Here is a 13,502-nt window from a genome sequence, read left to right as displayed (position 1 = left end):
CGTCCGATGGCTGGTCGGGGCGCATCGGTGATGACATGTCGCAGGCCGGTACGCATACCGCGGCGCTGGCCGTCGGACCTGCCAGGATGTGGGTCGCTGCGGACAAAACGACGGGCGAGCACTCCCGGAGATGCGCCGCCGGAAACAGAGTGTGATCCTGGGTCATCGACCGGTGTGAGCGAGCGATGTCCTTTACCTGGTTCTCGTGATAACGAGAACCAGCGCCGCTTGCCTCAGGTGCGGAGCAGAGCATCGGACCGCCATATGGCTCAACAGTCCAATCAAAGTCGAGCGTGAGTGGAGCAGCCGTGACAACGCGCGTCAGTGATCAGGAAACGCCGGATTCTGCTGCTCCGGCGGAGGAGCTCTTGGGTGAGTTGTTCGCGGCGCAGGCAGCCCGGACCCCCACCGCGGTGGCGGTGGTGTCCGGGAACGTGTCGCTGTCCTATGCGGAGCTGGACGCGAGGTCGAACCGGCTGGCCCGGTACCTGGCCGCGCGCGGCGCCGGGCCGGGCCGGCTGGTCGCGGTGGCGACGGAACGGTCCGCGGAGATGATCGTCGCGGTCCTGGGGGTGCTCAAGTCCGGCGCGGCCTACCTGCCGATCGACCCGGCCAACCCCGCCGACCGGATCGCGTTCATGCTCGCCGACGCCGCCCCCGCCGCCATCCTCACCTCGCGCGCCCTGGCCACCACCACGCCGGGCGCGGCGTCGGACGGCGGACAGCCGGGCGGGCGCGACGGGCTGACGATCATGCTGGACGACCCGGCGGTACAGGCCGAGGTGGCCGCGCTGCCCGACACCGCGGTGTCCGACGCGGACCGCGTCGCGCCGCTGTTGCCCGGGCACCCGGCGTACGTGATCTACACGTCGGGCTCGACGGGCCGGCCCAAGGGCGTCACGGTGGAGCACCACTCCGCGGCGTGGTTCGTGTCGTGGGCGGCGTCGACGTTCGGCGCGGACCGGTTCCGCCGGGTGCTGGCGTCGACGTCGTTGAGCTTCGACGTGTCGGTGTTCGAAGTGTTCGGACCGCTGGCCTGCGGCGGGTGTATCGAGGTGGTGCAGGATGTGCTGGTGCTCGCGCGGGGCGGCTGGTCGGGCAGCCTGATCAGCACCGCCCCGTCGGCGATGGCGGGGGTGCTCGCCGCCGCGGAGACGTCCGCGACCGCGCAGACGGTCGTGCTGGCGGGCGAGGCGCTGACCGGGCCGGTGCTGCGGGCCGTGCGGGCGGCGGTGCCCGGCGCCCAGGTGATCAACGCGTACGGCCCGACCGAGGCCACGGTGTACGCCACCGCCACCACCGGGGACCTGGCGGCCGGGCCCGAGCGGGACGACCGCCCGGTGCCGATCGGCCGGCCGCTGCCGGGCGCGCAGGTGTACGTGCTGGACGACCGGTTGCGGCCGGTCCCGATGGGGGGGACCGGCGAGCTGTACCTCGCCGGCGCGGGGCTGGCGCGGGGCTACCTGAACCGGCCGGCGTTGACGGCGGACCGGTTCGTGGCGTGCCCGTTCGGCACGGGGGAGCGGATGTACCGCACCGGGGACCTGGTCCGGTGGGCCGGTGACGGCCAACTGGAGTTCCTCGGACGCGCCGACGACCAGGTGAAGATCCGGGGACTGCGGATCGAGCCGGGTGAGATCGAGGCGGTGCTCGCCGCGCAGCCCGGAGTGGGCCGCGCGGTGGTGGTGATGCGGGAGGACCGCCCCGGCGACCCGCGGCTGGTCGGCTACGTGGTGCCCCGGCCCGGCGGTCAGGTGGATCCGGCGGCGCTGCGGCAGGAGGCCGCCCGCAAGCTGCCGGGATACATGGTGCCGGCCGCGGTGATGGTGCTGGACACGCTGCCGCTGACGGTGAGCGGGAAGCTGGACCGGCTGTCCCTGCCGGCGCCCGACTTCGGCGCCGCCGCCGGCGGTCAGGAACCCACCACCCCGCAGGAGGCGGTGCTGGGTGAGCTGTTCGCGCAGGTGCTGGGCGTCGACCGGGTCGGCGTCGAGGACAACTTCTTCGACCTGGGCGGTCACTCGCTGATGGTGACCCGGTTGATCAGCCGGGTGCGCTCGGCGCTCGGCGTGGAGCTGGACATCCGGACGGTGTTCGAGAATCCGACGGTCCAGTCGCTGGCCCGGTCGCTCCGGGAGGCGACCGGCGCGCGTACGCCGTTGACCCGGGTGGTGGACCGGCCGGAGCGGCTGCCGTTGTCGTTCGCGCAGCAGCGGTTGTGGTTCATGAACGAGTACGACGGCCCGAGCCCGTTGTTCAACGTGCCGTTCGCGTGGCGGCTGCGCGGCGGGCTGGACGCGGAGACGCTGATGGCCGCGCTGCGGGACGTGGTGGGCCGGCACGAGGCGCTGCGTACCGTCTTCGCGGTCGCCGACGGCCAGCCGTACCAGCGGGTGGTGGACGCCGCGGTCGCGGTGCCGCAGGTGACCATGGCGGTGGCCGACGAGGCCAGCCTGCCGGGCCTGCTGGAGCAGGCCGTGCGGTACGTCTTCGACCTGGCCGGCGAGCTGCCGGTGCGCGCGTGGCTGTTCCGGACCGGGCCCACCGAGCACGTGCTGGTGCTGGTGATGCACCACACCGCCAGCGACGCCTGGTCGGCCGAGGTGCTGGTACGGGACCTGAGCGAGGCGTACCGGGCGCGGCTGGCGGGGCGGGCGCCGGAGTGGGCGCCGCTGCCGGTGCAGTACGCCGACTACACGCTGTGGCAGCGCCGGCTGCTCGGCGAGGACCGCCACTCCGACGGCGTGCTGGCAGGGCAGCTCGATTTCTGGCGCTCCGCGCTGGCGGGGTTGCCCGACCAGCTCGACCTGCCGGCCGACCGGCTGCGCCCGCCGCAGCCGTCGCATCGTGGCGGCCTGGTCGAGCTGGAGCTGGACGCCGGGTTGCACCGCGGTCTCGAGGAGGTGGCGCGCGCCAACCGGGTGACGGTGTTCATGGTGTTGCAGGCCGGGCTGGCCATGCTGCTGTCGCGCTCCGGGGCGGGCACCGACATCCCGATCGGCACGATGGTGGCCGGCCGCACCGACGAGGCGCTCCACGATCTGGTCGGGTTCTTCGGCAACACGCTGGTGCTGCGGGTGGACCTGTCCGGGGATCCGAACTTCGGCGAGCTGCTGGGCCGGGTGCGGGAGCTGGACCTGACCGCGTTCGCCAACCAGGACGTGCCGTTCGAGCGCCTCGTGGAGGAGCTCAACCCGGTCCGGTCCGCCTCGCGGCACCCGCTGTTCCAGGTGATGCTCACCATCGACGACGACACCAGCCAGCAGTGGCAGGTGCCGGGCATCGAGGCGCGGGCCGAGTCGCTGGCCGGTGAGACGGCCAAGTTCGACCTCAGCATGTTCTTCCGCCCGGAGTACGAAGCCGACGGCTCGCCGGCCGGGATCCGCTACTCGTTCGAGTACGCCCGGGACCTGTTCGACGAGTCGACGGTGCACGCCCTCGGCGGTCGGTTGGCGCGACTGCTGGACCAGGCCGCCGCCGACCCGACCCGGCGGATCAGCGAGCTGGACCTGCTGACGCCGGCCGAGCGGGAGCTGGTGTTGCACCGGTGGAACGACACCGCCCTCGAGGTGGAGGCGGCGACGGTGCCCGGGGTGTTCGCGGCGCAGGTGGCCCGGAACCCGGAGGCGGTCGCGGTGGTCGACAGCCGGACGAGCCTGACCTTCCGGGAGCTGGACGAGCGGTCCAGCCGGCTGGCGGCGATGCTCGTGGACGCGGGCGTCACCGCGGAGTCGCGGGTCCTCGTCGTGATGCGGCGGTCGTCGCAGCTGTGGGTGGCGCTGCTGGCGGTCCTGAAGGCGGGCGGCGTGTACGTGCCTGTCAACGTGAGCTGGCCGGAGTCGCGGATCGCGTTCGTGGCCGGCGACGTGGGCACCGTGGCGGTGCTGTGCGACGAGGAGCTGACGGAGCTCGCCGAGCGGGTGCGCCCGGACGGGGCGCCGATCCTGTTGGCGACCGCCGGGGACGCCGCCACCGGGGCGCGGGAGGACTTCCGGGACGCGGAGATCCACCCGGACCAGTTGGCGTACGTGATCTTCACGTCCGGGTCGACCGGGGTGCCCAAGGGCGTCGCGGTGACCCATCAGGACGTGGTGGACATGGTGCGGGATCCGGGGTGGCCGGAGGGCGTGCACGAACGGATGCTGGTGCACTCGCCGCACTCGTACGACATCTCGACGTACGAGCTGTGGATCGCGCTGTTGCGCGGCGGCACGCACGTGGCGGCGCCGCCGGAGGAGATGAGCATCTCCCGCCTGGCGGAGGTGATCGCCTGGGCGGCCCCGACGGCCATGTGGCTCACGTCGGCGCTGTTCGACGCGGTGGCGGCGGAGCAGCCGTCGGCGCTCGCCGGGCTGCGGATGGTGGTGGTCGGCGGCGACGCGGTGTCCGGCACCGCGGTGCGGCGGGTGGTCGAGCGGTGTCCGGGCGTGCTGATGGTGAACGGGTACGGGCCGAGCGAGTCGACCACGTTCACGACGTTGCACGCGATGACCGAGTTCTCGGACGAGCAGGCGGCGCAGCCGGTGCCGATCGGCGGCCCGATGGCCAACATGCGGCTGTACGTGCTCGACAACAGCCTGCGGCCGGTGCCGGTGGGCGTGACGGGTGAGCTGTACATCGCCGGCGCGGGCATGGCGCGCGGGTACATGAACCGACGCGGGTTGACCGCCGAGCGGTTCGTGGCGTGCCCGTTCGAGACGGGCGAGCGGATGTACCGCACCGGCGACCTGGTCCGGTGGAACGCCGACGGTCTGCTGGTGTTCGTGGGACGCGTCGACCTGCAGGTGAAGATCCGGGGCTTCCGGGTCGAGCCGGGCGAGATCGAGGCGGTGCTCGTCGCGCAGCCGGAGGTGGGCCAGGCCGCGGTGGTGGCCCGGGAGGACCGTCCCGGTGACCGGCGGCTCGTGGCGTACGTGGTCCCGACGCCCGGCGGTCGGGTGGACCCGGCGGCGGCCCGGCAGGAGATCGCGCGGACGCTGCCGGAGTTCATGGTCCCGTCGGCGGTGGTGGTGATGGACGCGTTGCCGCTGACGGTGAACGGGAAGCTGGACCGGCGCGCGTTGCCGGTGCCGGACTACAGCGCGGTGGCCAGCGGCCAGGCGCCGGGCACGGCGCGCGAGTCGGTGCTGTGCGACCTGTTCGCCCAGGCCCTGGGCGTCGACCGGGTCGGGGTCGACGACAACTTCTTCGACCTGGGCGGCCACTCCCTGCTCGCCGCCATCCTGCTGGCCCGGCTGGAGGACCAGCTCGACATCAAGATCGGGCTGAAGGCGTTCCTCGCCAACCCCTCCGTCAAGGGCGTCACCAGCCACGTGTCGTCGGCCGACGCGCCCGAGCCCGACGCCCGCGTCAACGCGGTCTGAACGCGGAAACGCACCGGGCCTGGTGGAGATTCCACCAGGCCCGGTGCGTTTGGGTGGTGCGCCGGCGGGCTCGGTCAGCCCGCGCTGAGGTAGTTGTAGAGGCGGCGGACGCCTTCGGCGACGGTGTCCTCGCCCTTCGCGAACGCGATCCGGATCTGCGGCGGGCCGCTCCGGTCCGAGCCGTAGAAACAGAGGCCGGGCACGACGCCGACGCCGCCTTCGCGCAGCAGGCGTTGGGTCAGCTCCGCTTCCCCCTCGCCGGGGCGCGCGAACGAGGTGGCGTCACACATGACGTAGTAGGCGCCGGCCGGGCGCTGGAACTCGATGTTGCACTTCTCGAGGCCGGTGACGAGGATGTCGCGCCGCTTGCCGTAGACCTCCCGCAGCTCCTCGAAGTAGCTGCCCGGCAGCGAGAGTGCCGCGGCGCCGGCCGCCTGGAACGGGGTCGGCGCCGCGATGGTGAGGAAGTCGTGCACACGGGCCACCCGCTCCATGAGGCGCTGCGGCCCGGTCACCCAGCCGACCCGCCAACCGGTCACGGAGAACATCTTGGAGAGCGCGTTGATCGTGATCGACTGCTGGTCCATCCCGGGGATGTCGGAGATCCTGGGCGGCCGCTCGTTCGTGAAGTAGAGCTCGTCGTAGATCGCGTCGTGGATGACGATGATGCCGAGCCGCAGGCAGACGTCGGCCAGGCCCTGGGTCTCCTCCCGGGTGAAGACGCGCCCGGTCGGGTTGTGCGGTGAGTTGATGATGATCGCGCGGGTGTTCCGGTCGGCGACGGCGGCGATCTCGGCCGGGTCCAGCACCCAGTCCGGCCCCTTGAGCTGGACGTACCGGGCTTCCACGTCGATGAGCCGCAGGTTGACCGCGTAGGACTCGTAGGCCGGCTCGACGATGATGACGTTGGAGCCCTTCTCCGCCACGGCGAGCAGCGTGGCCAGCATGCCCTCGGTCGCCCCGCACGTGACGCAGATCTGCGTCTCCGGGTCGTAGGGCGTCGGCATCTCCCAGCGCCGCTGCTCGAAGTCACTGATGGCCTGGAGGAACGGCTCGCTGCCGCGGGGGGACGTGTACTGGTTGTCGTTCGAGCGGATGGCCGCCACGGCGGCCTCCTGAAGGCTCAGCGGAAGCGGATAGCTCGGGATGCCCTGGGCCAGGTTCACCGCGTCTGCCGCCAGGCACGCGCGGGTCATCCCGCGGATCACCGACTCGCCAGCGGGAATGTTCGCTGGCGACCTGAATATGTTCTCCAGATCTGACGTCACCGACATGAGCTGCTTCCTTCCGGGATTGACGTGGCGCCGGGGTGGAACCACGACGGTCTGCGCGGTCGAGCCGCCGCCGCGCGTGATGTTCGAGGGGTCGGTCCCGCGGGGGGATCACGAAGGTTTCGATCGATGTGTTTCCCCGAGCCTGCCACGGCGGTCCCCGGCTCGTGCCGCCGGCCGTCGTGCGCCGGGACGCGCGGAGTGGTGGGGCGGTCCGGCGCGGGCCCGGCGAGGGGGCGCACGCGCCGCCGCGGTGGCCGCGGTTCGGTCGGGACGGCCGGATCGCGGGCGGGGCGCGCGGATCGCGGCGCCGGGCGGGCGGACGGCCACGGCACGGTCGCCGGCCGCGGGGCCGACCGCGCGGCGGATCCGGCCACGAGCCGGGCCGTCCGAGGCAGCAGCCCGGGACGACGACGCGGCTCGTGGACCATCTCGACGGGAGGGGGTGGCACCGGTGACTAGTCGAGCTGCGCGCAGATCTCCTCGAGGAGGCGGTATTCGGCCGCCTCGTCCTCGTCCCGACCGCCCAGCATGTAGTAGCCGAACTTCATGTGCTCCATCGGGCCGTTGATCTGGAGGATCCCGTTCCGGAGGTCGGTGATCGCCGCTTCCACGTCCTCGAGCTCCACCTCGGTGTTCTCGCGGATGTAGAGGGCGGTCATCCGTCGCGCGGGAAGGATCTCACCGTGCCAGGCCCGCACCTGGGGGGACTCGTTGTAGGTGTCCCAGTACATGCGCGAGCCGGGAATGATCCCGGGCGCCGCGACGGAGATGCTGGTGATCAGGTCGCGGTACTCGTCGGCCATCGACAGCCAGCTGTTCACCTCGGTCTTGAGGTTCTTCATGGTCGTGCCCGGCAGGCCCATGATGCCCGACGCGTACAGCTTGTAGTCGAGGTCGCGCGCGAGCTCCAGCGCCTCCCCGATCCGCTCCGGTCCCTTGTTGATCCCCTTGGAGTCGGCCTTGAGCAGCTTCGGGTCGAACGCCTCCAGCCCGACGTTCCACGTGCGCACGAACCCCTTGCACAGCTCCGCCGACTCGAGGAACTCGTAGACCAGCCCGTAGGCCAGCATGAACCGGTGCTTCTGCAGGATCGGCGACTTGGCGCAGGCCTCCGCCATGTCGTTGAGGTAGGAGATGTTCCCCTCCCACTGCTCACGCGAGAAGCCGAGCGTCGAGTCGCCGGCGGCGTACACGTTCGCGCCGATGTCTCCGACGATGTTCTCCAGCACCGGGATCGCGGACGCGACATCCGTCGTCTTCGGGGTCAGGCCCTGGATCGAGCAGTGCTTGCACCGGCGGCCCGGCCGCTTTCCCCAGGTGCACCCGCCGTCCAGCGGCACCGTGACCATCCGCTTGAGGTCGTAGTGCTGGGAGTACCAGACGTTGAAGGCACGGTCGTAGTGTTTCTCGAGCTGGTCGATGATGAGGCGGTAGTCGGGCAGGATCCGACGGTCCAGCGGGAACGTGCCGGCGTCCTGGTTGACGACCTCACCACCGGCCGACCGGTACGCCACGGAGGGGACCTTGCTCAGCTCCAGCCCGCCCTGCAGGTGGGTCAACAGGCCCATCATGGTGAACGGGCCGTTGTTGCCGGTGCTGATGAAGTCCACCAGGCGACTGCCGTACTTCCCGGTCAGGGTCTCCTGGTAGAGGATGCCGGCGTGGTCGTTGCCGAAGACCACGACGGCCTTGGGGTTGACCCGCTTGATCTCCGCCGCGACGATCATGGCCCACAGCGTGGTGGCCGTGTAGACCGTGAAGGCGGCGACGTCGGGCGGGTCCTCGTTGATGGCGGTCCGGACGTGCTGCCAGTCCAGGTGGCTCATGTCGATGTAGCGCCAGGGGAGGTCCGGGAAGCACCTGTCCTGATACGTGATCATCTCGACCAGGGCGGCGTGCGGGTACACGGACCCCTCGTTGAGGTGCCGTTCCTCCTCGGACCTCCCGTCGAGCATGGCGTTGCCGGCGTCGTGGGCATCGCGATGCGCGGAGGTGAGCGGCAGACCGAAATACCACACCGATCGAAGCTTCTTCGATGGCGCCTGCACCGAGGGACCGGGATAGTCCCAGCGGTAGCGAGGATCGGCCCCCACGATTTCCTGAATGGGCTTGAGGCTCATTTTCATGGCCACTACCTCCGACTATTCACAGGTCCTGTGGCCCTGTCCCGAATATCTCGTTGAAAAGCGTCACGTCTCCCGACGCGGGACTGTCCGGCCGAAAGTATTCAAGCCCCCATTCTTCAGAGCGACCAGGGAGGGCGGCATCTCGCAGCTTGCTGGGGTGCACGCATCCCTGCTCACCTGGTCGTCGTTCCCGCCCCGGCGGGCTCCGCAATGAGAAAGACGCCATCGGTGCCGGTAGCGCCGAAGATGGCTCTGACACCCAGTCGGCCCTGCCGGGCTCACGCAGCGGGCAGCGGCTTCGCTCGTCCGACACCACGGCTGACGGCATGGGGAAGGCGCACGTTTCTGGTTCGCAGAGGAGGAAGATCGCGATGCCTGAACAGCCTGTCGGCCGCGCGGTGGTACTCGGCGGCAGCCTGGCCGGCCTGCTCGCCGCCAATGTGCTCGCCGAGGTGTATCCCGAGGTGCTCGTCGTGGACCGCGACGAACTGGCCGGAGTGGCGGGTTACCGGAAGGGCGTTCCGCACGGTCGGCACGCCCATGGTCTGGTCGCCCGCGGGCAACAGATCCTGGAGAAGCAGTTTCCCGGGCTGACGGCCGACATGGAAGCCGCCGGCGTCCAGCCGGGCGACTTCAGCGGCGCGATTCGTTGGTACTTCAACGGAATGCAGCTCCGCCAGGCGAATACCGGCCTGCTTTCGGTGCCGTGCACCCGGCCGGTCATCGAGCACCAGGTGCGGAACCGGGTGGAGAAGGTCAGCAACATACGCTTCCTGGAGGGGTACGACATCGTCGGGGTGGAGGCGACGCCCGACAAGAGCCGGGTCGTCGGCGCGCGGGTGCAACGTCGCGACGGCGGTTCGGACCCCGAGGTGCTCCACGCCGACCTGGTGATCGACGCCACCGGGCGGGGGTCGAGGACGCCGACCTGGCTGGAGGAGCTCGGCTACTCCCGGCCGGAGGAGGACCGGGTGAAGGTCGACCTGGCCTACACCACCCGCCACTACCGGGTGCGTAACGACCCGTTCGGCAGCGACATCGCCGTCATCGCGGCGGCGACACCCACGCATCCGCGCGGCGCGTTCTACTACCGGCTGCCCGGCGACGACGGACGGGTCGAGCTGTCGCTCACCGGCGTTCTCGGCGACCATCCGCCGACCGACCCGGACAAGTTCCTCGAGTTCGTCCGGTCGGTTCCGGTGCCGGAGATCTACGAGTCCGTCCGCGAGGCCGAGCCGCTCAACGACCCGGTGATGTTCCGCTTTCCGGCGAGCGTTCGCCGCCGCTTCGAGCGGCTGACGCGCTTCCCGGCCGGGTTCCTGGTCATCGGCGACGCGGTCTGCAGTTTCAATCCCATCTACGCGCAGGGCATGGCCATCGCCGCGGTCGAGTCCCGCGTCCTGGCGGACAAGCTCAGCAGCACGACCGTGCCGGATCCGCTCGAGTTCTTCCAGGAGATCTCCCGCCAGATCGACTCGCCCTGGGAGTTCGCGGCGACCGCGGACCTCGGCTACGCGGGCGTGGAAGGCCGGCGGACCGCCAAGATCCGCATGATCAACGCCTACGTGGCGAAGGTCCAGCGGGCCGCCGTGCACGACCCGAGCCTCACCAATGCCCTCATGCGGGTGGCCGGCCTCATCGACGAGCCGACGTCCCTGCTCCGCCCGGGCCGGATGCTCCGCGTGCTGCGGCAGGCCGGTCGCCGGCCGAACCGGGTCCCGGCAGCGGCGCCGCTCGGCGCCGGCCGCGACTAGCGCCGGGACGTGCCGTCCGCGCGTGCGCCACGATTTTCTGCTTCTCCCTTCCGAGCGAGCCACCTGCTCAGCTCCACCCCGCGTCGCCCGTTGCGAGGCGACCCCGCGTCAGCGGACGTCCGTTTAGGAGGAACACGATGGTGACTGTTCACGCACCGGGCAAGACCGAACTCGTCAAGCGCGCGTCCGAGCTCGTTCCGCTCCTGCGGGAGAAGGCGCCCTGGATGGACGAGAACCGGCGGATCCATCCCGATGTCATCGAAGCGCTGACCAGCGCCGACCTGCTCAAGATGCGGGTGCCGACCCGCTACGGCGGCTTCGAGTCCGACATGGAGACCGTCGTCGACGTGATCGCCGAGCTCGGGCGGGGCGACGGCTCGACCGCCTGGACGGCCTCGGTGTGGGCGATCAGCACCTGGATGATGGGGCTGTTCCCGGACGAGGTGCAGGACGAGGTGTTCGCGACGCCCGACGTCCGGATCAGCGGCATCCTCAGCCCCGGCGCGGTGGCCGTGCCGACGGACGGCGGCTACATCGTCAACGGCAAGTGGTCGTTCAACAGCGGCGTGCAGCAGAGCACGTGGAACACGAACGCGGCGGTCACGCCGACCGAGGACGGCGGGATGGCGCCGGTCATGACGCTCATCCGGAACTCCGACCTGCAGGTCGTCGACGACTGGCACACCTCGGGCATGCGTGGCTCCGGCAGCGTCACCACGATCGCGAAGGATCTCTTCATCCCGAAGGAGCGGGTGCTCCAGATGGGGCCGGTGCTCCAGGGCCAGCACATGTCCAAGCTGAACGCGGACTCGCCGATCTTCAAGGCGCCGTTCATGCCGACCGCGTGCGCGACGATCAGCGCGCCCGCGCTCGGCCTCGCGATGGGCGCCAAGGACGTGTTCCTGGAGCGGCTGCCCGGCCGGAAGATCACCTACACCGCATACGAGAACCAGAGCGAGGCGCCGGTCACCCACCTGGAGATCGCCGAGGCGGTCACCAAGATCGACGAGGTCGGGTTCCACGCCCACCGGGCGGCCCGCATGCTCGACACCAAGGGGGCCGCGGGGGAGCAGTGGACGCTTGAGGAGCGGGCGCGCGTCCGGCTCGACCTGGGCGCGGCGTGCCAGCGGGCCAAGGAGGCGGTCGACATCCTCGTCGGCGCCAGTGGCGGTTCGTCGATCTACCGCGACGTGCCGATCCAGCGCATCCAGCGGGACGTGCAGACGCTCAACCTGCACGCCATCCTGCACCCGAGCACCAACCTGGAGCTCTACGGCCGGATCGTCTGCGGTCTGGGCCCGAACACCCCGTTCATCTGATCGGCGCGTTCGCCGGCCGCCCGGGGCGCTCTCGTCAGCGCCTCGGGCTCCGGCGCGCCGCCGTCCTCGATCTGAGCCCAGCGCCGCTCCTGGCGGCTCTCGACCGACACAGGGAGGTTGTTAGATGCGTCCGTTCCGTATCGACGTGCCGCAGTCCGATCTCGACGATCTGCACCGGCGGCTCGACCACACGCGCTGGCCGGACGAGATGCCGGGTGTGGGCTGGGATCGCGGTGCGCCGCTGGAGTACGTCAAGGAGCTGGCCGACCACTGGCGGAACAGCTTCGACTGGCGGGCGGCCGAGGCGCGCCTGAACGCGTACCCGCAGTTCGTCACCGAGATCGACGGCGTGAACGTGCACTTCCTGCACGTCCGCTCGCCCGAGGAGGGCGCGACGCCGATGATCCTGACCCACGGCTGGCCGGGCACGGTGGCCGAGTTCCTGAACGTCATCGGGCCGCTCAGTGACCCGGTCGCGCACGGCGGTGACGCCGCCGACGCCTTCCACCTGGTGATCCCGTCGATCCCCGGCTACGCGTTCTCGGGTCCGACGGGTCAGGTGGGCTGGGACACCGGTCGGGTGGCCGGCGCGTGGAAGGAGCTGATGAGCCGCCTGGGCTACGAGCGGTATGCCGTGCAGGGCGGTGACTGGGGGATGCCGATCTCGCTGCGACTGGGGCTGGCCGATCCCGAGCACGTCATCGGCATCCACCTCAACATGTGCGTGGCGTTCCCGCCGCCCGACCCCGCGGCCATGGAGGGTCTGGGCGAGGCCGACCTGGCCCGCCTCCAGTTCACCGGCACGTTCATGCAGGACGGGACCGGTTGGCAGCGGATCCAGTCGACCCGGCCGCAGACGCTCGCCTACGCGCTGACCGACTCGCCGGTGGGGCAGCTCGCCTGGATCGCCGAGAAGTACAAGGAATGGACCGACTCGGCGAAGGTGCCGGAGGACGCCGTGAGCCGCGACGACATCCTCACCGCGGTCTCGATCTACTGGTTCACGGCGACGGCCGGGTCCAGCGCCCAGCTCTACTACGAGTCCAGCCGGATGGACGCCGACTTCGTCCGGACCTGGGCCGGGCCGTGGCCGCTGACGATGCCGGTGGGCGTCGCGTCGTTCCCCAAGGACGCGGTGCGGCCGGTGCGCCGGTTCGCCGACCAGATCCTGCCGACCCTCACCCGGTGGACCGAGTTCGACCGGGGCGGGCACTTCGCCGCTCTGGAGCAGCCCCAGCTGCTGGTCGACGACGTCCGCACGTTCGTCCGCTCGCTCGCACGCTGACCGCCCGGTTCCGCCCAGGACCGGGCGGATCGGCGGGATGAGAGGCGGCCATCGCGTCGGTCCTTCACGACGACCACGTCGACGAAGGACCAGGGACGCGGTGGCCGCTTCGGCGAGTGGGCCCCGGATCGTGCGCCGGCGGGTCTGCGCACCTGACCGATCCGGCGTCGCCGAGGTGGCGCCCACGCGACCGACAGGGCGTTCGGAAAGGCTTTCCGACAATCCCCGCGCCGAAGCCTCGGGCGACTCCGGCGGACATCGGAAACACATTTCCTGACTACGCCGGCATGGGCGCCGGTCATATTCGACGGCGCACTATGGGATGTGATCGGGTATCCGTCGGACGATAGAGTCTTAGCTGTTGATTAGGTGCGAGCGTGA

Annotated in this window: 6 protein-coding genes; 4 read left to right on the top strand and 2 right to left on the bottom strand. The window is 70.8% G+C overall.

What is annotated here, in order from left to right:
• Nucleotides 1–368 precede the first annotated feature (368 nt).
• Nucleotides 369–5,363, top strand: coding sequence for an amino acid adenylation domain-containing protein (locus OG767_RS20615; RefSeq protein WP_405090059.1), 4,995 nt, complete (start codon nt 369–371; stop codon nt 5,361–5,363).
• A gap of 74 nt (nt 5,364–5,437) precedes the next feature.
• On the opposite strand, the gene OG767_RS20610 is transcribed toward OG767_RS20615, so the two are convergent.
• Nucleotides 5,438–6,559, bottom strand: a complete 1,122-nt coding sequence (locus tag OG767_RS20610; RefSeq protein ID WP_405090058.1) for a pyridoxal phosphate-dependent aminotransferase — start codon at nt 6,557–6,559, stop codon at nt 5,438–5,440.
• A 533-nt stretch (nt 6,560–7,092) separates the two neighbouring features.
• The gene (locus OG767_RS20605) at nt 7,093–8,655 is read right to left on the bottom strand and encodes a hypothetical protein (RefSeq protein ID WP_357299445.1); all 1,563 of its coding nucleotides are present in this window, start codon (nt 8,653–8,655) and stop codon (nt 7,093–7,095) included.
• A gap of 479 nt (nt 8,656–9,134) precedes the next feature.
• Between OG767_RS20605 and OG767_RS20600 the strand changes: the two genes are divergently transcribed.
• The 3 genes from OG767_RS20600 to OG767_RS20590 all read left to right on the top strand — a co-directional run bounded on the left by OG767_RS20600 (nt 9,135) and on the right by OG767_RS20590 (nt 13,121).
• A complete protein-coding gene (locus OG767_RS20600) occupies nt 9,135–10,517 on the top strand; it encodes an FAD-dependent oxidoreductase (RefSeq protein WP_405094260.1) in 1,383 nt (460 codons plus the stop codon).
• A 137-nt stretch (nt 10,518–10,654) separates the two neighbouring features.
• Nucleotides 10,655–11,836 carry an acyl-CoA dehydrogenase family protein gene (locus OG767_RS20595; RefSeq protein ID WP_281942499.1) on the top strand — a complete coding sequence of 394 codons (1,182 nt, stop codon included), beginning with the start codon at nt 10,655–10,657 and terminating at the stop codon, nt 11,834–11,836.
• 124 nt (nt 11,837–11,960) lie between these two features.
• Nucleotides 11,961–13,121: an epoxide hydrolase family protein gene (locus OG767_RS20590; RefSeq protein ID WP_405090057.1), complete on the top strand. Its 1,161-nt coding sequence runs from the start codon at nt 11,961–11,963 to the stop codon at nt 13,119–13,121.
• Nucleotides 13,122–13,502: the final 381 nt, after the last annotated feature.

The sequence above is a fragment of the Micromonospora sp. NBC_01392 genome, from assembly GCF_045040125.1.
In the GTDB taxonomy this organism is placed as follows: Bacteria; Actinomycetota; Actinomycetes; order Mycobacteriales; family Micromonosporaceae; genus Micromonospora.
The sequence above is the reverse complement of the archived record's forward strand: the minus strand, read 5'-3'. Positions and strand labels throughout refer to the sequence as shown.